The sequence below is a fragment of the Albimonas sp. genome (assembly GCF_055129145.1).
This window is the reverse complement of record NZ_JBSRTQ010000083.1, coordinates 1-20,817: the sequence shown is the minus strand read 5'-3', so window position 1 is coordinate 20,817 and position 20,817 is coordinate 1. Positions and strand designations below refer to the sequence as shown.

At 72.1% G+C, this 20,817-nt stretch carries 21 protein-coding genes and 1 pseudogene; 14 read left to right on the top strand and 8 right to left on the bottom strand.

What is annotated here, in order from left to right; translation table 11 throughout:
- Positions 1-34: 34 nt before the first annotated feature.
- The 6 genes from flhA to flgB all read right to left on the bottom strand — a co-directional run bounded on the left by flhA (position 35) and on the right by flgB (position 4,957).
- Entirely contained in the window at positions 35-2,125 is a 2,091-nt protein-coding gene (flhA, locus tag ACTB72_RS13710) for a flagellar biosynthesis protein FlhA (protein ID WP_463037560.1), read from the bottom strand.
- A gap of 1 nt (position 2,126) precedes the next feature.
- Entirely contained in the window at positions 2,127-3,152 is a 1,026-nt protein-coding gene (locus ACTB72_RS13705; RefSeq protein ID WP_463037559.1) for a lysozyme family protein, read from the bottom strand.
- Entirely contained in the window at positions 3,149-3,421 is a 273-nt protein-coding gene (locus ACTB72_RS13700) for a flagellar biosynthetic protein FliQ (protein ID WP_463037558.1), read from the bottom strand. Before ACTB72_RS13700 ends, ACTB72_RS13705 begins: the two co-directional genes overlap by 4 nt.
- A gap of 223 nt (positions 3,422-3,644) precedes the next feature.
- Positions 3,645-3,968 (bottom strand): flagellar hook-basal body complex protein FliE, encoded by a 324-nt coding sequence (locus ACTB72_RS13695; RefSeq protein ID WP_463037557.1) that lies wholly within the window; start codon positions 3,966-3,968, stop codon positions 3,645-3,647.
- Between the two features lie 28 nt (positions 3,969-3,996).
- Positions 3,997-4,389, bottom strand: a complete 393-nt coding sequence (gene flgC / locus ACTB72_RS13690; protein ID WP_463037556.1) for a flagellar basal body rod protein FlgC — start codon at positions 4,387-4,389, stop codon at positions 3,997-3,999.
- A 157-nt stretch (positions 4,390-4,546) separates the two neighbouring features.
- Positions 4,547-4,957 carry a FlgB family protein gene (flgB, locus tag ACTB72_RS13685; protein WP_463037555.1) on the bottom strand — a complete coding sequence of 137 codons (411 nt, stop codon included), beginning with the start codon at positions 4,955-4,957 and terminating at the stop codon, positions 4,547-4,549.
- A 104-nt stretch (positions 4,958-5,061) separates the two neighbouring features.
- Here flgB and ACTB72_RS13680 point away from each other — a divergent pair, with 104 nt between their 5' ends.
- The 5 genes from ACTB72_RS13680 (at position 5,062) to ACTB72_RS13660 (ending at position 10,305) form a co-directional block, all read left to right on the top strand.
- Entirely contained in the window at positions 5,062-6,450 is a 1,389-nt protein-coding gene (locus tag ACTB72_RS13680) for a FliI/YscN family ATPase (protein ID WP_463037554.1), read from the top strand.
- Positions 6,451-6,690: 240 nt separating this feature from the next.
- Positions 6,691-8,262: a flagellin N-terminal helical domain-containing protein gene (locus ACTB72_RS13675; protein WP_463037553.1), complete on the top strand. Its 1,572-nt coding sequence runs from the start codon at positions 6,691-6,693 to the stop codon at positions 8,260-8,262.
- Between the two features lie 333 nt (positions 8,263-8,595).
- A complete protein-coding gene (gene flaF / locus ACTB72_RS13670) occupies positions 8,596-9,036 on the top strand; it encodes a flagellar biosynthesis regulator FlaF (RefSeq protein WP_463037552.1) in 441 nt (146 codons plus the stop codon).
- A complete protein-coding gene (flbT, locus tag ACTB72_RS13665) occupies positions 9,036-9,446 on the top strand; it encodes a flagellar biosynthesis repressor FlbT (protein WP_463037551.1) in 411 nt (136 codons plus the stop codon). The genes flaF and flbT overlap by 1 nt, the downstream gene beginning before the upstream one ends.
- 19 nt (positions 9,447-9,465) lie before the next feature.
- On the top strand, positions 9,466-10,305 hold the full coding sequence (locus tag ACTB72_RS13660; protein ID WP_463037550.1) for a DUF1217 domain-containing protein: 840 nt from the start codon (positions 9,466-9,468) through the stop codon (positions 10,303-10,305).
- A gap of 352 nt (positions 10,306-10,657) precedes the next feature.
- Here the strand turns inward: ACTB72_RS13660 and ACTB72_RS13655 are convergent, their stop codons facing one another.
- Together ACTB72_RS13655 and ACTB72_RS13650 are read right to left on the bottom strand one after the other, a co-directional pair.
- A complete protein-coding gene (locus ACTB72_RS13655) occupies positions 10,658-11,050 on the bottom strand; it encodes a hypothetical protein (RefSeq protein WP_463037549.1) in 393 nt (130 codons plus the stop codon).
- Entirely contained in the window at positions 11,047-11,352 is a 306-nt protein-coding gene (locus ACTB72_RS13650; protein ID WP_463037548.1) for a rod-binding protein, read from the bottom strand. The genes ACTB72_RS13655 and ACTB72_RS13650 overlap by 4 nt, the downstream gene beginning before the upstream one ends.
- Before the next feature lie 103 nt (positions 11,353-11,455).
- Between ACTB72_RS13650 and ACTB72_RS13645 the strand changes: the two genes are divergently transcribed.
- The 9 genes and pseudogenes from ACTB72_RS13645 to ACTB72_RS13605 all read left to right on the top strand — a co-directional run bounded on the left by ACTB72_RS13645 (position 11,456) and on the right by ACTB72_RS13605 (position 20,762).
- Positions 11,456-13,138, top strand: coding sequence for a flagellar hook-length control protein FliK (locus tag ACTB72_RS13645; RefSeq protein ID WP_463037547.1), 1,683 nt, complete (start codon positions 11,456-11,458; stop codon positions 13,136-13,138).
- Between the two features lie 9 nt (positions 13,139-13,147).
- Positions 13,148-13,840 (top strand): flagellar hook capping FlgD N-terminal domain-containing protein, encoded by a 693-nt coding sequence (locus ACTB72_RS13640; RefSeq protein ID WP_463037546.1) that lies wholly within the window; start codon positions 13,148-13,150, stop codon positions 13,838-13,840.
- Between the two features lie 784 nt (positions 13,841-14,624).
- Positions 14,625-15,420: pseudogene (locus ACTB72_RS13635) on the top strand (transposase).
- Positions 15,417-15,656 (top strand): hypothetical protein, encoded by a 240-nt coding sequence (locus ACTB72_RS13630; protein WP_463037561.1) that lies wholly within the window; start codon positions 15,417-15,419, stop codon positions 15,654-15,656. The pseudogene ACTB72_RS13635 and the gene ACTB72_RS13630 overlap by 4 nt, the downstream one beginning before the upstream one ends.
- Positions 15,657-15,850: 194 nt before the next feature.
- Positions 15,851-16,861 (top strand): alpha/beta fold hydrolase, encoded by a 1,011-nt coding sequence (locus ACTB72_RS13625; protein ID WP_463037545.1) that lies wholly within the window; start codon positions 15,851-15,853, stop codon positions 16,859-16,861.
- 17 nt (positions 16,862-16,878) lie between these two features.
- A complete protein-coding gene (locus ACTB72_RS13620) occupies positions 16,879-17,103 on the top strand; it encodes a helix-turn-helix domain-containing protein (protein ID WP_463037544.1) in 225 nt (74 codons plus the stop codon).
- 208 nt (positions 17,104-17,311) lie between these two features.
- Positions 17,312-17,947 (top strand): response regulator transcription factor, encoded by a 636-nt coding sequence (locus ACTB72_RS13615; protein ID WP_463037543.1) that lies wholly within the window; start codon positions 17,312-17,314, stop codon positions 17,945-17,947.
- A gap of 114 nt (positions 17,948-18,061) precedes the next feature.
- On the top strand, positions 18,062-18,484 hold the full coding sequence (locus tag ACTB72_RS13610) for a response regulator transcription factor (RefSeq protein ID WP_463037542.1): 423 nt from the start codon (positions 18,062-18,064) through the stop codon (positions 18,482-18,484).
- A gap of 682 nt (positions 18,485-19,166) precedes the next feature.
- Positions 19,167-20,762, top strand: a complete 1,596-nt coding sequence (locus ACTB72_RS13605) for an aminotransferase class V-fold PLP-dependent enzyme (RefSeq protein WP_463037541.1) — start codon at positions 19,167-19,169, stop codon at positions 20,760-20,762.
- Positions 20,763-20,817 lie beyond the last annotated feature (55 nt).

The window sequence follows — 20,817 nt, the reverse complement described above, 5'->3', positions numbered from 1 at the left end:
CGAGGCGGGGGGGGCCAAGGCTGGCGCGCGCGCGTCATGCCTGGCCCAGCAGGGTCGGGCGGCCGGAGGTTCCGATCTCCTCGAAGCTCAGCACCGGGTTGCGCACGCCCTTGGCCGACAGCACCGTGCGCAGGAAGCGCCGCCGCCGGGTCGAGGTCACGATCGCCGGATAGCGCCCGTCCGCCCCGGCCTTCGCCACCTTGTCGGCCACCGCTGCGGCCAGCCGGTTGAACTCCGAGGGCGGCAGCGCCACGTCGCCCGCGCCGTCGCCGTCCTTCACCTCGTGGGCCGAGAAGGTCTCCTCCCATTCCGGGGAGAGCTGGATCAGCGGCAGGGCGCCGTCCTCCTCCAGCATCTCGGCGACGATCTGGAAGCCCAGCCGCTGGCGCACATGCTCGGCGATCGCCTCCGGCGCGCCGAGATGACCACGGGATTCGGCCACCGCCTCCAGGATCAGCGGCAGGTTCCGGATCGAGACCTTCTCCTCCAGCAGCAGCCGCAGCACGGTCTGCAGCAGGTCGACGGGCACTTTCTCGGGGATGAACTCGTCGAGGATCCGGCGGTTCGCCTCGGCCCGCGCCGGGTCGGAGACCTTGACGAAGCTGTCGAGCAGCTTGCGCAGGGCGCGTCGCGAGAACAGGCGGGCGAAATTCTCCTTCACCGTTTCCAGAAGATGGGTGGCGACGACCTCGGTGGGCGAGACCACCGGCAGGCCGAGAATCGCCGCGTCCTCCTGCAGGGACGGGTCGATCCAGCGGGCGGGGGCGCCGTAGACCGGCTCCTTCACATCGCGGCCCGGGGGGGCGCCGTCGGGGTTTTCGCCCAGCAGGATCAGGGTCTTGTCGGGTTCGAGCACCGCGCGCGCGATCTCCACCCCCTGGATGCGGATGGCGTAGCCGCCGGGCGGCAGCGCGTCCTGGTCGGTCAGCCGGATCTCGGGGATCACCACGCCGTAGACCTGGGCCACATGGTTGCGCATGTTGGCGATGCGGGCGCCGAGGCCCGTCGCCTCGTCCATCACCGTCGCCACCAGGTCGGGGTGGAATTCGACGTGGATCTCGTCGAGGTCGAGCACGTCGCCCAGCGGCCGCTCCGACCGGGACTGGGCGGAGGGCTCGCCCTTGGCGGTCAAGGCCTCGCGCGTCTTCTTCGCCGCCTGCTCGCGCCAGGCGAGCCAGGCCGCCCCGGCCAGCAGCGCCGCCCCCCCGAGGAACGGCACGAAGGGCAGGCCCGGGGCGAGCGCGAAGGCCGCCATCAGCGCCGACACCGTGGCCAGCGCCGCCGGGTAGCCGCCGAGCTGCCCGATCAGCGCCCGGTCGGTCGAGCCCATCAGCCCGCCCTTGGCCAGCAGCAGCGCCGTGGCGATCGAGATGATCACCGAGGGGATCTGGGTGACCAGCCCGTCGCCGACGGTGAGAATCGCATAGGTCTCGAACGCCCGGTCCAGCGGCATGTCATGGGCCAGCACCCCGATCGCCAGCCCGACCAGCAGGTTGAGCAGGGTGATCAGCAGCCCTGCCACCGCGTCGCCCTTCACGAATTTGGAGGCGCCGTCGAGCGAGCCGAAGAAGGTCGTCTCCTCCTGCTCGATCTTGCGCCGCGTCCGGGCCTCGTCGTGGGAGATGGCGCCGGCGGCCATGTCGCTGTCGATGGCGAGCTGCTTGCCGGGCATGCCGTCGAGCGCGAAGCGGGCGCCGACCTCGGCCATGCGCCCGGCGCCCTTGGTGATCACGATGAAATTCACGATCAGCAGCACGCCGAAGACGACGAGGCCGAGATAGACCGAGCCGCCCATCACGAACATCGCGAAGCCCTCGATCACGTCGCCGGCGGCGCCGGTGCCGGTATGGCCCTCGCCGATGATCAGCTTGGTGGAGCTGACGTTGAGGCTGAGGCGCAGCATCAGGGAGGCGAGCAGGATCGTCGGGAAGGCGGAGAAATCCAGCGGGCGTTCGATGAACAGCACGTTGGTGAAGATCAGGATGGCGATGCCGAAGGAGGCGGCGAGGCCCACGTCCAGCACCCAGGACGGCATCGGCAGGATCATCATCACGATGATCGCCATCAGCGCCAGCGCCAGCATCACGGTGGGCTGATAGAGCCCGGCGACGGTCAGCTTGGGCATGTCAGCGGACTCCCTGGCCGAAAAGCGGCTGCGCGTGACGCAGGAGCCCGCGGGAGGGCGCGGCGCCGGCCGGGTCCCCGAGCCGCGGCGGCTCGGCGACGGCGGAGAGCCAGGCATAAGCGAGGCTGGCGGCGGCGGCGTCGGCGCGCGCGTCCCGGCGCGCCTCGGCCAGCCGGTCGGCGGGCGAGAGGCTGGCGAAGAGGCGCATGGACGCCTCGGGCCGCGGGAGGGTGCGCAGCGGCGCGCCGCGGGGCGGCGGCAGCCCCTCGGCCAGCTCCGGGGCGGGCAGCTCGGCGAACCGCAGCACCCGCGCGCGGTAACCCGAGGCGAGGTCCGGCGTGCGGGAATGGTAGTGACCGACGGCGGTTTCCCAGGACCCGGTCTCGTCGCGGAGCGCGCGCAGGAAGCGGGCGGCGTAGCGGGCGTTTTCGTCGGGGTCGAGCATCTGCTCGAGATCGTCGAAGGCCTGGCCGTGCCAGAGATGGTTCACCTGGAAACAGCCGAGGTCGAAGCTGCGGGCCCCGGCGGCCTGACGGGCGCGGACCCAGTCGAGCAGGGGCCCGGGGGCGTCGAACCAGCGGCCCTCGCCCTCCATGTTCACGGTCCAGGGCCAGGGTTCGAACCTTCCGTCGCGCTTGCGGCCGGTTTCGGCGAGCGAGATGGCGCGGAGCAGGCGCAGCGGCACGTCCTCGGCCGCGGCGGCGCGGCGGGCGGCGGCCTCGCAGAGCGCGGGCAGGCGGACGTCGGGCGGGGTGGCTGCGGCGGCCGGGAGCGCGAGCGGCAGGAAGGCGGCGGCGAGGAAGGTCGCGGCGAGCAGCGCGGGCAGGCCTGGGGCGCCGTGACGCGGCGCGCGGTGCGAGGCGCGACGGAGGCCGGCGCCGACCCCGCCATCCGCGCGGACAGGTCCGCGCCCTGCCGCCGGGGCGGCCGGGACGGCGTCGCGCCCGCGACGGGCGACGGCGCGTCGCCCGGGCGTCGCAGGCGCAGGCGGCGCGGAAGGGGAGGAGGACCGCGGGCCGGCGGTCATGACGGCCCCGAGGCGATCAGCGGGATCAGCATGTCCTTCCACAGGTCCACGAAGGTCGAGCCCATGAAGCCCATCGCCAGCCAGAAGGTGGCGGCGATGGCGGCGAGCTTGGGCACGAAGGTCAGCGTCATCTCCTGAATCGAGGTCAGCGCCTGCACCAGACCGATGGCCAGCCCGGCGATCAGCGCCACCGACAGGATCGGGACCGAGGCGACGATCGCCGCCCACAGGCCCTGCTTGAGCATGTCGTAGAGAATCGTTTCGGTCATCGCGGGCACGGGCGCGTCGGGAAACGCGTCTGGGGGAAACGCGTCGGGGGTCGACGCATAGGGGGGGGGGACATCGGGGGAGCGTCTCCTGACCGGGGCCCGTGATCGGGCCCCGGGGACGGCGCCGCGCGCGGCGTCGTCCGGGGTCGCGCCGGCGGGCGGCGCGGCCGGGCGCTTGGAGGGAGCCCGGGGCGGGGGAGCCGGCCGGGCGCCGCGGCGGGGATCAGACCGGCATGCGCAGGATCTCCTGATAGGCCTCGACCACCTTGTCGCGCATGGTCACCGCGGTCTGCACCGCGATCTCCGTGGAGGCGAGCGCGGTCACCACCGACTGCATGTCGGCGGATCCGGCGAGGCCCTTCATCGCCGTGGTCTCTCCGGCGCGCAGGGCGTCGAGAAAGCCGCGCGCGGCGTCTCCGAGGAAGCTGCGGCCGGACGGGGCGCCGGCGCTTTCCTGCGGGCGGGGGGCGCCGGCGGGCGGGCCTGCGCCCACGGCGGGGGCGAGGCCCTGGTAGAAGCGGGCGGCAAGGCTGTCTGCGACGTTCATCTCGATCTCCGGTCGGGGGGGGCAGGGGTCAGCGGCGCAGCATCTCGAGCAGGCCGCGGCTCATCTGCCGGGCCTGGTCGAGCAGGCGGAGATTGGCCTCGTAGCTGCGCTGCGCCTCGCGGGAATCGGCGACCTCGGTCATCAGCTCGACCGAGGATCCCTCATAGTCGCCCTGCGCGTCGGCGAGCGGGTGCGAGGGGTCGTGGACCTTGGGAAGATCGCCCTGGAACAGGCGCAGCCGGCCGGCGCGGACCGCGGCGCCGTCGGCGCGTTCGGGGTCCATCGCCTCGAACGGCACGGTCTTGCGCCGGTAGCCGGGCGTGTCGGAGTTGGCCAGATTCTCGGCGCTCAGCCGCAGGCGGGTCGCCTGGGCCTGCATGCCGCTGGCCGATGCGGCCATCGCCTCGACAAGATCGCTCATTGCCAGGGCTCCTGTTCAGCGGACGGAAACGGTTTCGGGCGCAAGTGGGCGGCACGGCGCGATACGGCGCCCCCGGCCCTGCGCCGGAACGGAAAAGGGAGGGTCCGGACCGCGACGGCCCGGGGGGGGCCTGCGGCGTCCATGTCCATGATCGACCTCATCGCGGCGGCGTGATCGCGGCGCGCAGAATGTCGAGCGACTTGCGCCAGACGCCCAGCGCCAGCTCGTGCTGGAGCCGCGTTTCGGAGGCGCGGACCATCTGGTCCTCCAGCGAAACGTCGTTGCCGTTGGGGGAGGCGGCGCCGCGGGACGAGGCCTGCACTTCCTCCGATCCCGCCGGGCCGGCGTCGGGATCGACATGGCCGATGCGCGTGGCCCGGGGGCGGAAGGCGAGACCGTCCTCGGTCGCCTCCATCGCCTCATAGGTCCGCGAGAACGGCGTGAGATCCTGCGCGCGATAGCCCGGCGTATCCGCATGGGCCACGTTGCGCGAGAGCACGGTTTGCCGGGAGCCGGCGAAGCTCGCCAGCGACTCGGCCAGGGTCAGAATTTTCAGTCCGCCGCTCATCTCGGGGTTTCTCCTCCGGAGGCTTCGAAACCCGGGATTAACCGGCGTTCGTTGACAAGTCGTAACCGGCGGCGGCGATCGGCAGGGCAGGAGGCCCGAAACCCATGGATCTGGAGCATTTGAGCGCGGAATTGCGCGCAGTTCCCGCAATGCGGCGAATCGGTCGCGTCACGCGGGCCGATGGCGGGGCGCTGACGGCGCTGGGCCTCGCGCCCCGGGCCCGGCTGGGCGACCGGGTGGAAATCGCGGTCCGCGATTCGCCTCCGATGGAGGGGGAGATCGTGGCGCTCGCCGACGGCCGGGCCACGGTGATGACCTACGGCCCCTCTTATGGAATCGGCCTCGGAGACGCTGTGACGCTGACCCCGGACCCCGGCCTGCGCCCGTGCGAGGCCTGGATCGGGCGGGTCGTCGACGCCTTCGGGGCGCCGATGGACGGGCGCATGCTGCGCCAGGGCCCGGACGCGGTCCCGCTGCGCCCGCCGGCCCCCGATCCGATGCGGCGCGCGCGGCTCGGCGCCCGGCTGGCGACGGGGTTGTCGGTGTTCGACACGCTGCTGCCGCTGGTGCAGGGGCAGCGAATCGGCCTTTTCGCGGGATCCGGCGTCGGCAAGTCCAGCCTGCTGGGCGCGCTCGCGCGCGGGGTGCAGGCCGATTGCGTGGTGTTCGCGCTGATCGGCGAGCGCGGGCGCGAGCTGCGCGAATTCACCGAAAGCGTGCTGGGGGCGGAGGGGATGGCGCGGTCGGTCGTGGTCTGCGCGACCTCGGACCAGTCGCCGCTGGTCAAGCGGCGGGCGGCCTGGACCGCGATGGCGGTGGCCGAGCATCTGCGCGACGAGGGGCGGCATGTGCTGCTGCTGGTCGACAGCCTGTCGCGCTTCGCCGAGGCGCATCGCGAAGTGGCGCTGACCGCGGGCGAGCCGCCGTCCCTGCGCGCCTACCCGCCTTCCACCGCTGCGATGCTGGCGGCGCTGGTCGAACGCGCCGGACCCGGGCCGGAGCGGCCGGACGGCAGGCGCGGCGACATCACCGGGATCTTCTCGGTCCTGGTCGCGGGGTCCGACATGGAGGAGCCGGTGGCCGACATGACCCGCGGCCTGCTCGACGGCCATGCCGTGCTGGAACGCGGCATCGCCGAGCGGGGGCGATTCCCGGCGGTGGATGTCGGGCGCTCGGTGTCGCGGGCGCTGCCGGCCTGCGCCTCGGCCACGGAGAATCGGCTGATCGCCTCGGCGCGGCGGGTGTTCGGCCTGCATGAGAAGGCCGAGCCGATGCTGCAGGCGGGACTTTGGCGCGAGGGGGCGGATCCCGAATCGGACCGGGCGGTGCGGCTTTATCCTGCGCTCGACGCGTTTTGCGCGGCGGAGGCGCCGGCGGGCGCGGCGGACAGCTTCGCGAGGCTGGCCGCGGCGCTCGGCGAATCGGGCGCGGCGGACGCCGGCCAATCGGCGGGCGAGGGCGTTGAAAAGCGTTCCTTTTCAGATGCTTCCTGAGCATAAGCCGTGGCAGGCAGGCCGGTCGTTCAGATTGCAGCCAACGGGGTGGGGCCCGGTAACTCCGCGTTATGATTTTCCCGTCAAAAGTCCTCGTCAGCGGCCTCAGGGTGGGCCGGCGCGGCGGGTCGAACGCCCGATGCGCTCCGTCAGAACGGCGGTTCTCTTCGAGCAGGCGAAGCCTGATCGATCATGAAACTGCGGCGCGACATGCGTCGCCGGCTACGGGAATACGCAGCAATGGCCAGCATTCTGACGAACAACAGCGCGATGGTCGCGCTCCAGACCCTCAACAGCATCAACAAGAACCTGACCGGGATTCAGTCCCAGATCTCGACCGGCAAGAAGGTCGGCTCCGCCAAGGACAACGCGGCCGTGTGGGCCATCTCGTCGGTCATGCAGTCCGACGTGAAGGGCTTCAAGGGCATCTCGGAATCGCTGTCGCTCGGCGAGTCCACCGTGGCGGTGGGCCGGCAGGCGGCGGAAACGGTCACCGAGCTGCTGACCGAGATCAAGGGCAAGATCGTCTCCGCCCAGGAGGAGAACGTCGACCGCGGCAAGATCCAGACGGATATCAAGGCGCTGACCGCCCAGATCACCTCGGTGCTCGGCGCGGCCCAGTTCAACGGCAAGAACCTGGTCGACAACTACGACGACACCGCGGTGCTCTCGTCGCTGGACCGCTCGAGCTCGGGCGCCGTCGCCTCGTCCTCGATCTCGTTCACCGGCCAGAACCTGACCTCCGAGTCCGGCACGGTCGTGACCGCCGCCGCCATCAACCGCATCGGCACCGTGGCCGATGACGGCACCTACACCGTCGGCGCCGGCGCGACCCTGTCCAACGCCGCGAACGACGCCACCCTCACGCTGGCGACCGACCTGGCGGATGCGGACACGCTGACCATCAACTTCGGCGACGAGCAGTTCACCTACACCAACAACACCGGCGCCGCGATCACGGTTGCCAACCTCGACGACATCGTCGCCGCGGGTCTCGCCAACCTGGGCGTGGAAGGCGTCAGCACCGCCGTCACGGGCGCGGGCGTGGTGACCATCTCCTCGACCAACAAGTTCGACACCATCGACATCGACGGCGCGTCGGGGTCCACCACCGTCGTGGTCGACCCGGACGCCGCCGGCGCCCAGGCTGCGCTGGCGGCCGGCGCGACCGGCACGCTGACGGCCCGGGCCGAGACCGTGTCTCTGGGCGGCGCCGGCAACACCGGCGGCGTGGTCACCAAGGGCGACGGCTTCCGCATCTCGCTCGGCGGCCAGAACTTCGACTACACCGCGAAGGACGGCGATACGCTCAACGACGTGGCGACCGGCCTGAAGCGGGTGATCGACGCCGGCGGTCTCGACGGCATCTCGGTGCAGGTCAATCTGTCGGACGACGTGGTCACCTCGCCGCCGACGCTGCAGATCGACAACGACAACGCCGCTACGGTGGCGCTGACGGTGGATGATGGCGAGGGCGGCGTGTCCTCGGGCGGTCTGGTCGGTCTCGACGGCATCGATGTGTCGACGGCTGACGGCGCGCAGAATGCGCTGGCCAACATCGAGTCCCTGATCCAGGGGTCGATCGACGCCGCGGCCGAGTTCGGTTCGGTCCAGGGCCGCATCGACATCCAGGCCGACTTCGTGGCCAAGCTGTCGGACGCGCTCAAGTCGGGCATCGGCGCCCTGGTCGACGCCAACCTCGAGGAGGCTTCGGCCCGTCTGCAGTCCCTGCAGGTGCAGCAGCAGCTGGGCATCCAGGCTCTCTCGATCGCCAATCAGGCGCCGCAGAGCGTGCTGTCGCTGTTCCGGTGAGCTGAGACCGGGAAGGCCGGGACCCTCCCGGCCTTCCCGCTACGGCGCCCGCGCGTTCGGCGCGGCGTGCCCGCCCGGGACATGGCCTCGCCTTTCGGGACGCGTCGATGCGCTTGTCAGCGCCAGACGCGCGATATCAGGCCGCCTGGTCGCGCACCTGCGACGGCGCCGGCCCGCCCGATCAGCCAGTCAGGTCCAGGCGCACGATCCGTCCATCTTTCGGGGCGGCGTGGCGACGGGCGGGGTTCCTGACGACGCCCGAAGCGCGTCGGCGGCGGACTGAAGACCAGATCGGCGCCCGGCTGGTCCGGAGCGCGTGCCCGAGGACCCGAGATGACCACCCACGCCACCCTTTCCAACCGCTCCGCTTCCGGGCGCGCCGGCTCGGGCCCAGGCTCGGCCCTCGGCGCGGCCTATGGCGACGCCCGCGACGCGGTGCTGACCCCGCGACAGGCGGAGTATCGGGTTTTCGCCCGCGCCACGCATCGCCTGTCGGACAGCTCCGCCCGTTTCGCCGCCGGCGACAAGCTCGCCTATTTCCGGCTGGCCGAAGCGGTGCATGACAACCTTCGGCTCTGGCTGACGCTCGCCGCCGATCTCGCCGCCGATGGCAACGGCCTGCCCGATCCGCTGCGCGCCAGCCTGATCTCGCTGGCCGGCTTCGTGGAGAAGCACTCGCACAAGGTGCTGAACAAGCAGGCCGACGCCTCCGCGCTCATCGAGATCAACGCCGCGGTCATGAAGGGCCTGCGTGGCGGGACGGAGCGCGACTGATGCCGGGGCTGATCCTCAAGCTCGGACCCGGAGAACGGGTCATGGTCAACGGCGTGGTGATGGAGAACGGGCCGCGACGCACCCGGATCAACATCCTGTCGCCCGAAGCCAATGTCCTGCGCCTGCGTGACGCCATCCATCCGCATGAGGTCACCACGCCGGTGCGGCGGGTCTGCTACATCGCCCAGCTGGTGCTGGCGGGGGAGGCCGAAGCGGTCGAAGCCCGACGCCAGCTGCTGGTCGGGATCGAGCAGCTCAGCCAGGTGTTCGAAGACCCCGACAGCCGCGCCCGCCTGACCGAAGCGACCGAACATGTGATCGCCGAACACTACTACCAGGCCCTGAAGACCCTGCGCACGCTCCTCCCGCGCGAGGAACGTCTGCTCGCCGCCGCTTCGGCGGCCGAATAGCGCGTTTAGGAGAGGAAACATGGCCTTCGCACCGGTGCTTCCGCTGAGCGGCGTGGCTGGATGGTTGCTGCTGCAACGGGTCGAGACCTCGCAGCGCGACACGTTCGCGAAGAGCCCCGACATCAACCGCGAGGCCGCCTATTTCGCCGAAAAGATCGGCGAGGCGACGTCGCCGGGGGATCTCGTCTCCGACCGCCGTCTGTTGAACGTGGCCCTGACCGCCTTCGGCCTGGAGGACGAGATCGACAAGCGCGCCTTCATCCGCAAGGCGCTGGAAAGCAACACGCTCGATCCGGAGAGCTTCGCGGTGAAGCTGGTCGACACTCGCTATGAGAAGATGGCGAGGGCCTTCGGATATGGCGATGTCACCGGGTCGCGGGTCGGTCGCGCCGGATTCGTCGGCGAGATCGTGGCGGCCTACAAGGAGCGCAGCTTCGACACCGCGGTCGGCGACTCCGATCAAGCGTTGCGGTTGGCGTTGAACGCACGTCGGGAACTCGGGGCCTTCGCGGAGAAGGCGGCGAACGCGTCGTCTCCGGGCGGCGTCTGGTTCTCGGTGATGGGCGACCTGCCGTTGCGCCAGGTGCTGGAGACGGCCTATGGGCTCCCATCCTCCTTCTCGCAGATCGATATCGACCAGCAACGCGCGATTCTTCAGAACAAGACCGAGGATCTGTTCGGCACCCGCTCGGTCGAGGCCTTCGCCGATCCGGAGAATGTCGAGAAGCTGATCCGTCGCTACCTGGCCCGCGATGCGGCGAATAACGGCGCCGCCGCGGTCGCCAGCGGGACCGTGGCGTTGAGCCTGTTGCAGCAGGTCGGGACCAGCTTCGCCAGCCTCGTGCAATCGCGGTTTTGAGCGAGGTTCCCTGCCTTGATCCGGAGGAGGCGGCGCGTGAAATCGCGCGAGCGGCGCTTCGGCCCGGAGAGGTCGGCGGCGCCAGGGCGAGGGGGCCAGGCGCGTTCAAGGACGATGGGGCGTGGCGTTTCTGCGCTCAACCCGGCCGCAGGCGCCTGCCGTTTCCAAGCTGTTTGAAGCGCCGAAAAAACCGACATCTGCGCCGCGGCGGACTCGGCGTTGCTGCGTCATGGATCGGGCCGGGCAAGCTGGCCTGCGGGTGGCGGCGCCTTCAGGCGAAGTCGCCGCACCGCGCTGGCAGCGCAAGGCCGCCGAGCCTCCGCGTATCCGGCAGGACGTCCGGCCTCAGCCGTCACGCCCGCCGCCCGGGGCGCGAATCGCCCGCCCCCAGCGATCCGCCGGCGCGGTCGTAGCCGAGCCGTTTGCTGGCTTTCTCGGCCTGGGCCAACTCGCGCCGCGCCTGGGCCGCGCCCTCCATCATCGCGCCGAGCAGCCGCCGATTGCGGCTGGCCGAGGCGCGGATAAGCTCCAGATCCGGCTCGCTGTCCCGTGTCTCCGGCGCTGCGGCGACGGTCAGCTCATCCAACGCCGTGCGGCTGCGCGGCGCGAGCCCGGCCAGGCCCCGAATGTCGCCGCGCAGAATCAGCGCCCGCTCTTCGTCCAGCAGCGCGAGCACCTGCCGCACGCGACCGCGCCATGAGGCCGCCCGCAGACGGTCCCCGATCCCCGTGCCGAAGAGGCTCATTCCGCCGTCTCGCGTCGGGCGATGGAGCGGATCAGGCTTTCGGCCAGGCCGATTCCGCCGCGCGCGGCCAGCATCTTCGCCTGCTCCTGCACCAGGAGGCTGCCGAAGGCATCCTCGCCCACGCCGCCGCCGAAGGCTTCGGGCGTCTCGCCGAGGCCGGCATGCGACAGCATTTCCGCGAGAAACATCGCTTCGAACGCCTCCGCGGCGGTGCGCAGCGCGGCCGGATCGCGGGCCAGGCGGGTCAGGGGCGGCGTCGCCACGCCCGGCGTCGGGCGGGGGGCGAGGGTGGTTTCGGTCATCCGATGTTCCTCCTGCCGCCCGGTTTAGTGCGCGTTGGTAAACGTTCGGTAATGATTCGCGGCGATCTTCGGGCCTTGCCTTGCAACGGAGCAGAACGCGCCGATGACCGAGATCGCTTCCCCCGCCGCCTTCACCGGTCGCCCGTCCGTCCGACCTTCGTCCTCCGGCGCCAGGCGTGACGACGCCGCCGCGATGGAGTCCGGGCCGCCTTTCGCGCTTGCCGACGGTGAGGAGGATGCGGGGGCTTCCGAAGCCGCCGCCGCCGACATGGCGCCCGTCCCCGCAGACGCCGCGCTGTCCGGACGAGTCCTGTTCCCCCCCGCCGGCCCGCTGGTTCGCGAAGATGAGATCGAGGCGGAGCCGACGGCCGACGCCGCCGTGCATGCGCCGTCGACGACGTCCGTCGCAGTCGACGCGCCATCGCCCGCCGGCGTCGCGTTCGCGACCGCGCCGCCGGCGAGACCGGAAACCGGCGTCCCGGATCAGACGGCGTCCTCCACCGCTTCGGCGATCCGGACGGATGACGAAGCCATCCGGATTCAGACGGCGATTCGCGCTGCGCCGGGCCGTGCGGACGGTGAGGCCGTCGCGCAAGGCGCACGCATGCCGCCTCCGCCCGGGCCCGCGAAACCGGAGCTGCCGGGCTCGGCGGAGCCGCGCGCCCGTTCGGTGCTCCCGCCGTCTGCGCCGGTGACCGACGCCAGCGAACCGGCGCCCCGTGGCAGCCCTGATCCCGCCCTGTCCGCCGCGCCGTCGCCCGCGACCCGGGCCGACCGGATCGACATGATCGCCGCGCGGCCCGTCACCGATGACGCCGGCATCGCCTTGGGCCGCGTTCCGATCGCCGGGCGGGGGCCGCTCGGGCGAACGCCTGAGGCGCCGCCCGTCGAGGCGAAGGCCGAACTTCCGCAACTGCCGGCGCGCGAGGCCGCACTCCCGGCCCCCGTCGCGACCGCCCAGGTCGCGGCCGGAGCGGCAGGGGTGAATTTCGTCCGCATGGATCCTGGCGCGACACAGGCGCCGCCATCGCTGGAGCAGGCGGCGGCGCTTGCCGAGCCCGCCCTGTCTCGACGGTCAGGGGATCGCGCGGCCGTCGTTGAAACCACGTCGGCGCCGGGCGCCCCCGCGGCTGCTCCGGTGGCGATGACCCTCGCCGATCCGCGCCGCATGGTCGGCGCCCGTTCGCCCTCCGCCGCCGAACTCGGCGTCCGGATGGCGGCCGCGGCGGCGGCCGGCGACGAGGCGCAGGCGGCGTCGTCGGCTGACGGCGGCGACCTCGGGCCGCTTGCCTCCGGCCTGATCTCGACCCCGGGCGGCGGCGGCGTGGCCAGCGTCGTCATGCCGCCGCCGCATCCCGGCGGGCCCGAGCTCGCGCGTGCGGTCGGCGATCAGCTCTCGGTCGCGCTGTCCCGGCGTGGGCGAGGGGTCGTGGAACTGCGCCTGGACCCGCCGGAGCTCGGCAGGGTCCGTCTGACGCTCGGGCGCGGCGAGCATGGCGTCACCGCCGCCATCGTGGCGGATCGCCCCGATGTGGCCGACCTTCTGCGTCGCCATGCCGACGTGCTGTCCCAGGCGCTGACCGACGCCGGTCATCCGCGTGCGGAGCTGCGCTTCGGCGCGGGGGCCTGGTCCGGCGCCGGTGGGGCCGGCGCCGACGGGAAGGGTTCGGGCGGGAACGGCGCCGGCGCGGGCCGGCCGGTCGAAGACGCCGCCCCGCAATTCGCCCACGCGTCGCAGCCAAGGGGGCCGTTCGGCCCGCGCGACGGCCTGGACCTGAGAGTGTAGGAGCCTGAAATGACCCTCGATGCCACGACCCTCGCCGCCACCGCCTCCGCGACCGGCGTCGCGACGCCCGCGCCGAAGGCGACCGCGGAGGACGCGCTGGCCACCGCGGCCGGCGATTTCGAGACGTTCCTGGCCCTGCTCACCACCCAGATGCGCAACCAGGATCCGCTCAAGCCGCTGGATTCGACGGAGTTCGTGGCGCAGTTGGCGGCCTTCTCGGCGGTGGAGCAGCAGATTCGCTCCAACGATCGGCTGGACGCGATCTTCGGCCTGCTGTCCGACGGCGGTGACGCCGGTCTGGCGCAATGGATCGGCAAGGAGGTTCAGGCCGCCGCCCGCACCCGTTTCGACGGCGCGCCGCTGAGCATCGAGACCACGCCTCGGGCCGGGGCGGAACGGGCGGTGCTGGTGGTCACCGACGCCAACGGGGCGGAGGTGGCGCGGGCCGAAGCGGATCCTGCGGCGACCGAGCTCAGCTGGTCCGGCGCGACGGCGTCGGGCACGGCGCCGGACGGGCTCTACGGGTTCCGGATCGACTATTACACGGAGGATTCGCATCTCGGCGGTTCGCCAGGGCTGGTCCGCGACCGCGTGACGGAGATCCGCCTGGGCGGAGACGCCCCGCGTCTGCGCCTCGCGGGAGGCGATGAGATCGCGGTCGACGCCGTGCTCTCCGTACGTGAAACGGTCGAGGACGGTTGAGGCTCGCGGCGCCGCGGCGGTGATGCGAACAGGCGGCGACAGGCATGGCGGGGGCGCGGGAGCGGCGGATGCGCGCGTTCCCCTGGCATGCGGATCCGGGGCCTGGGCAGAACAGTCGGCTTCGGGCGCCTGTTCTGCCCAGGCCGCGCAAGCGGCAGGCGGGCCTCCGCAGCATCCCGGAAGAGCCTCGACGGTGCGGGCTGCCCAAGACGTTTCGGCCCGGCCGTGCGCCAGGCTTCGCGCGGGTTGACCGGGAGCGCGAAGATGCGGAGCCTGACATTCGCGACCTGTGGCCGGCCAAGCGCCTGCGCCTGCTGCCGAAGCTCGGTTTCTGACCCCGGCCGCTCTCGCACGGAGCCTTCCGGCGGCCCGCCTGAGCAACCATCGAGAAGCGGCAGCCATCGAGAAGCGCAAACGCCTGAAGCGCAGAATTTCGTTTTCGTGGCGAGGCCGATTTTGATCGGATCGGCAGGGAATCATTTGAAAAACGAATATTCATATTTTGAAGTATTGGCGCCTTGCCTTTCGGAAATTTGCGGCAATGTCTGCGCCGAGGCTATGCCGTCGCGGCGGGTTCCCATCGGTTCTCCATGCGTCGGCGGCGTCGCCGATATCATGATCGTCGGCCTCGGGCGCGCATCCTCGACCGCAGCCGCGCCGCTCTCGATCAGGGCGCGGAGCGGAGGCAAGTCGACGGAGTCGCCTCAGAGCCGAACCCGAAACGAGTTGAGCGATCTCAGCAGGTTGTGATTCCGTCCGTTTGCGAGACCGGATGGAGCCGGCAATGGCCTGGACTTAGACCGCTCGCCGGGATCATGCCCGGCGAGGGCGCGCGCATTCAAGCGATCCAACGGATCGGGAATGGCGGCTGATCGCGCCGCCGCTTCCCGCACCTGCCGCCTGAGACGCCCGCGGAAGACGAACTGCGGGCGGTGGTGAACGCGATCCGGTACATCGCATCCACCGGCTGCCAATGGCGCCAGCTTCCGCGGGACTTCCCTCCCTTCGCCACCGCGCCGCGATACGTCTACGGCTGGCGCGACGGCGGTCTGCTGCGAGCGATGAACCACGTGCTGGCGATGGCGACGCGGGAGCGGGAGGACCGCGAACCCGGCCCCAGCGCGGGCGTGACCGACACCCCGGGCCTGATGGCCGGCGCCGTCGTCCGCATCGTCGATGTGCAGGACCGTGACGGCGCCCCTTGGGTGCTGCGCTCGATCCGCCATACCTGGCCCTGGCTGCGGCATGTCTTCGCCGATGGCGGCTATGCCGGGCCGAAACTGCACGAGGCCATGGAGGGCCATGGCGACTGGCGCATCGAGATCATCAAACGCTCCGATGCAGCGTCGGGTTTCGAGGTCCTGCCGCGCCGGTGGGTGATCGCGCGGACCTTCGCATGGTTGGGCCGCTCGCCCCGTCTCGCCAAGGGCTGGGAGGCGTCGACAGCCAGCTCCGAAGCCTGGCTGCTGATCGCCCATATCCGCATGCTTGTCAGATGCTTGGCGCGGTTCCACGCTCCGCCCGTCGGATTCCGAGTCGGGCTCTTAGGGCGCGGGCGCATAAACGGGAGTCCTTCTTGAGCGCGGATCTGGTTCAGTCTCCTCGGACAAGGCGGTTGCCGATGCGCCGCTGCGAACTGACCGACGAGGCATGGGCGATCATCCCGGTGCGCGTGACCTGCGGAGATGCCTTCAGATTCAGCCCGCGGGTCTGTCGCCAGCGCAATCTCGTTGAAAGGTTCTTCAACCGCATCAAGCCGTTCAGGGGACTCGCCGCGCGATGCGGCCGGCGCCGACGCGCGCCGGGGATCCTGTGATCGACCGCAGGATGCGGAAGGCGCGGACGGGACGGAGTCGGGGGGGGCGACCGGACCCTCGGGCGCCGGGACCCTCTACCCAAGGATAGGCGGACGACCTGCAAGCACAGCGGAAAGCCCGCGCCCGATCGGGCAGGTTGGAGATGCGCGCAGGGCCTGCGCGCCGCCCCGCCCCGCCTGTCCGGAGACATGCGATGCCCGATCCCGCCGTCCCCCCCGCCTCCCTCCCCACCCCGCGCCTCATCCTCGACCGCCGCACGGCGCTGGTCGGGGGCGCGGCGCTCGGCGGGGTCATCGGCCTCGGGCTGCTCGCGGATCCGGGCGCGCGCGCCGCCACCGACTTGCTCCCGCCCGACAAGGAGATCCTCCCGATGAATTTCGTCACCGCCCAGGACGGCGCCCGCATCTTCTACAAGGACTGGGGCCCGCGCGACGCGCGGCCGCTGGTCTTCCATCACGGCTGGCCGCTGTCGGCGGACGACTGGGACCCGCAGCTGCTGCATTTCCTCGGCGAGGGGTTCCGGGTCATCGCCCATGACCGCCGCGGCCACGGCCGGTCCGACGCCACCGAACATGGCAACGACATGGACACCTACGCCGCGGACATGGCCGCGCTGACCGACGCGCTGGACCTGAAGGGGGCGGTGCATATCGGCCATTCCACCGGCGGCGGCGAGGCCGCGCATTACGTGGCCCGCGCCAAGGCCGGCCGGGTCGCGGGCCTGGTGCTGATGGGCGCGGTGACGCCGGTGATGGTCAAGAAGGACTCGCACCCCAACGGCGTGCCGATGGAGGTCTTCGACGGCTTTCGAAAGGCGCAGATGCTGAACCGGGCGCAGTTCTTCCTCGATATCGCCTCCGGCCCGTTCTACGGCTTCAACCGGCCGGACGCCGAGGTGTCCGAAGGGCTGATCCGCAACTGGTGGCGGCAGGGCATGACCGGCTCGACCAAGGCCCATCACGACTGCATCAAGGCCTTCTCCGAGACCGATTTCACCGAGGATCTCAAGGCCATCGAGGTCCCGACCCTGGTGATGCATGGCGAGGACGACCAGATCGTGCCGATCGACGCCACCGCGAAGCTCGCCGTGGCCTTGCTGCCCAACGGCGCGCTGAAGACCTATCCGGGCTACCCGCACGGCATGGCGAGCGTGCATCCGGAGGCGATCAACCGCGATCTCCAGGCCTTCGTCGCCGGGCTCTGAGCGGGCTTCCGAGCGGAGTGGGCCGGGCCTTCAGGCGCAGCTTCGGGGTCTCGCCCCACGTCTGGGTCGTCGCCCGGCGGCTGGAGCGGGCGCGCGAGATGATGCTGGCGACCGACGAGCCGCTGAGCCGCATCGCTGCGGCCTGCGGGCTGACCGACCAGGCCCATCTGACGCGCCCGTTCCGCAGCGGCTACGACGCGACCCCCGCCGCCTGGCGCCGGGACCGGCGGGGCGTCGCCTGAACGCCCCCCTTCCGAACGATCGCCCTCCCGAACGATCCTCAGGTAGGGGGTCGGCGGCGCCATGGGACAAGTTGCGGCGCGGGGCCCATGGGCGGAGACTGTGTCGTCGCCCTCCGCCACAAGGCCGCCCGCATGTCCGACCGTTCCGCAAAGTCCCGCAGGCGCTCCGCCTCGGCCCGTCCCGTCGCCGCCATGCGCCCGACAGCCGATGCCCGCGCTTCCTGACCGCCAAGCCGAACCCGCGCCCCTGGTGCTGATCGTCGACGACGATGCGGGCGTGCGGGCGGCCATCGCCGACCTGCTGCGCTCGGTCTCGCTGGACAGCCGCGGCTTCGCCACCGCCCGCGCGATGATCGCGGCCGGGCTGCCCGACCGGCCCGGCTGCCTGATCCTCGACGTGCGCCTGCCGGAGCTGTCGGGGCTCGAACTTCAGGCCCTGCTGGAGGCGGGGGGCGCCGCGCCGACGATCATCTTCCTGACCGGACACGCCGACATTCCGATGACGGTGCAGGCGATGAAGGCCGGGGCCTCGGATTTCCTGACCAAGCCGGTGCGCGACCAGGACCTGCTCGACGCGGTCGCCGCCGCCCTCGATGCGGATCGCGCGCGCCGCCTGTCGCTTGCCGCGCGCCGCGACGCCGCCGCCCGGGCCGAGAGCCTGACCGAGCGCGAGCGCCAGGTGATGCGGGGCGTGGTCCGCGGCCTGATGAACAAGCAGATCGCCGGCGAGCTCGGCATCAGCGAGATCACGGTGAAGCTCCATCGCGGCGCGCTGATGCGCAAGCTGGGCCTGCGTACGGTGCCCGATCTGGTGCGGCTGGCGGCCTCGCTGGAGGCGGGCTGAGCGTCCGGTCGCCGGGCCGGCCTAAACCAATGGTCAGTGGCGCGGCCCCGGCCTCGGGTCCACATCACGTTCAAAGCCCGGTGCGCATCTCCGAGCCGCGAAAGGCCCGCCCGCTTGTCCCAGTCCGCGCTCTCCGCCCCCGCCTCCGGCGTCGCTCCCGCTTCCGTGCTCGTCGCGGTGGTCGACGACGATGCGGCGCTGCGCGAGGCGCTCGACGACCTGCTCCGCTCCATCGGCCTGGGCTGCGTCGCCTACGCCTCGGCGCCGGCCCTGCTCGCCGCGCCGCGCGACCCGCGCCCCGATTGCCTGCTGCTCGATCTGAAGATGCCCGGCATGGACGGGCTGGAACTTCAGGCGAGGCTGATCGAGCGGGGGGATCCGCCGCCGGTGATCTTTCTCAGCTCCTGGGCCGAGCCCGAGCAGCGCGCGGCGGGGATGGCGCGCGGGGCCTTCGCCTGGCTCATCAAGCCGGTGCATGACGAGACGCTGATCCGCTGCATCCGCGCGGCGCTGGCGGGCGGGAACGCCCCGGCCTGACGCGGCCCTTCGCTTTCGATTCAGGGCAGGGCGGACCAGGACAGGGCGCGACCGGCCGGATTCGCGGCGGAAACGCCAAGGACGCGGCCGGTTTCGCCAAGGCCGCGGGGCGGGCGCGCGCCAGGCCGGGGCCTGAACCGAGCATCGCGAACGGCGGAGGCCGCGCAGGAAGATCTACCTCGTCTCGTTGGGCTGCGGCTGCTGGGCATCCTGATCGGCGACAGGCCATGCCGGTCGCGAAATGGCTGACCCGGGCCGAGGCCGCGGGGCGCAAGGCCCCGGCCGGCGCGGAGGATGCGGCGAAACCCTCCGCGGGGCCGCCCTCGCCTCCGCCGCCTGCCGCCGCCTTTTCGGCGAGCTGCCCAGCGTGCATGCCCCGCGGGAGCGGGACCGGCGATGAGCGGGCGGGGGAGCGCAAGGGAGAGCGGGCGCGGGGTCGGGCGGATCGAGCGGCTGTGCCTGCTCGCCCTCGCCCCGGCGGGGATCCCCGGCGATGCGCCGCGTCGACCGCGGCCGGACGTCCCGGCGCAGTCGCGGGGGCGGCCCTGCCGGCGGAGGTCGCCCGCCGCGGGGATCGGATCGACCGGGGCCACGGGATCGGGTAGCATCGTCGCGCCTCGACCGGTGCATCCCAACCGGTTCGCGCCTTGGAAAGGCCGGGGAGGCGCCGGAGTGATCGCGGATGAACCTCGAGACGCGCCTGATCCTGCCCGTCCCCGCGCCGGCCGCCACCGCCGAGGCGGCGCAGCGCCCGCTGCTGGACGAGGCGGCGCTGGGGGCGGAACCCTTCTCCGGCCGGCAGGGGCTGCTCGCCGTCGCGCTGCTGGTGTCGATGGCGGCGGGGGTGGCGTTGACCGCGCCCTTCGCGGGCCTGGCGCTGCCCGGCTCCAGCCGGTTCCTGCCCGCCTACGCCGCCGCGATCCTCATCAACGACGTGGTGACGGCGGCGCTGCTGCTGGCGCAGTACCGCGCCTATCGCCGCCCGGGCATGCTGCTGCTCGCCTTCGGCTTCCTGTTCTGCGGGCTGACCGCAGCCCCCTGGGCGCTGTCCTTTCCCGGCGCGTTCTCCGATGACGGGCTGCTGGGCGGCGGGCCGCAGACCACCGCGGTGATCGCGGCCTTCCGGCGGCTGGCCTTCCCGGCGGCGGCGCTCGGCTACATGCTGGCGCAGCTTCGCTTCGGGCGCCCCGCGCCGGCGGCGGGGGCGGAGCGGCGCATCGCGCTGGGCGCGCTGGCGGCGGTCGCGGCGACCGTCGCGGTCACGCTGCTGGCGACGCTGGGCCACCCGCTCGCGCCCCGGTTCATGGCCGATCCGCTCCGTATCACCGACCTGTGGATGGGGGTGGCCGCGGCCTCGGCGCTGATGAGCGCGGCGGCGCTCGCCATCGGGATCCGGCTGATGCTGCTCGGCCGGCGCTGCGTGGTGGAGCTGTGGCTCTGCGTCGCCCTGGTGGCGGGGCTGGCCGAGGTGCTGCTGATGAGCTGGCTGGGCGGCGGCGTGCGCTACGGCGTCGGCTGGTGGGCGGGGCGGGTCTGCGGGCTGTTGTCGGCGAGCGTGGTGATGCTGGCGCTGCTGGCCGAGATCACGGCGCTGCGCACCCGCCTCGTGCGGTCGCTGCTGGCGGAGCGTCAGGCCCGGGCCGAGCGGCTGGCGACGCTGGAGGCGCTGTCGGCCGCGATGGCCCATGAGCTCAACCAGCCGCTGCAGGCCGTGGTCACCGGGGCGCGCACCGCCTGGCGCTGGCTGGACCGGCCGGAACCCGACTTCGCCGAGGCGCGCGAGTCGCTCGACCGGGTGGCGGCCGAGGGCGACCGGGCCGCGCGCATCGTCGACAGCCTGCGCCGCGCCTTCGACCGGATCGACGCCCAGGGCAGCGACGACGCCCTCATCGCCGATGCAGCTCGCGTCGCGATCGCCGATCTGGTCGGTGCCTATCCGTCCGGGGTGGTCATCGGACCGGATCGGGCGACGCTGCTGTCGTGGCTCGCCGATTCTCTGAGCTCCCGGCTCGGGCTGGGAACCGGCTTGGTGCTCTCACGTCTGGACGAGGAAGCCAACGTTGCGCCGTGGCTGCGGGTCGCCAGCCGAACCGGCGCACACGTGCGCTGGGCCGAGGTCGAGATCGATACGTGCGAGCTGCCCACGTGGCAGTTCGAGGAACTCATCACCTCCACCACCCGGCTCGTCGCGGTCACCGCGGCGTCGCCGATCGTGTCAAGTTCGTCGGTCCAGTGGGCCCCGGCGATCTCGTCAGCTTTTACCGGTCGGTCGACGTGATCGCTGTGCCGTCGCTGCCGACGCGGACCTGGACCGAGCAGTTCGGCCGGGTCGC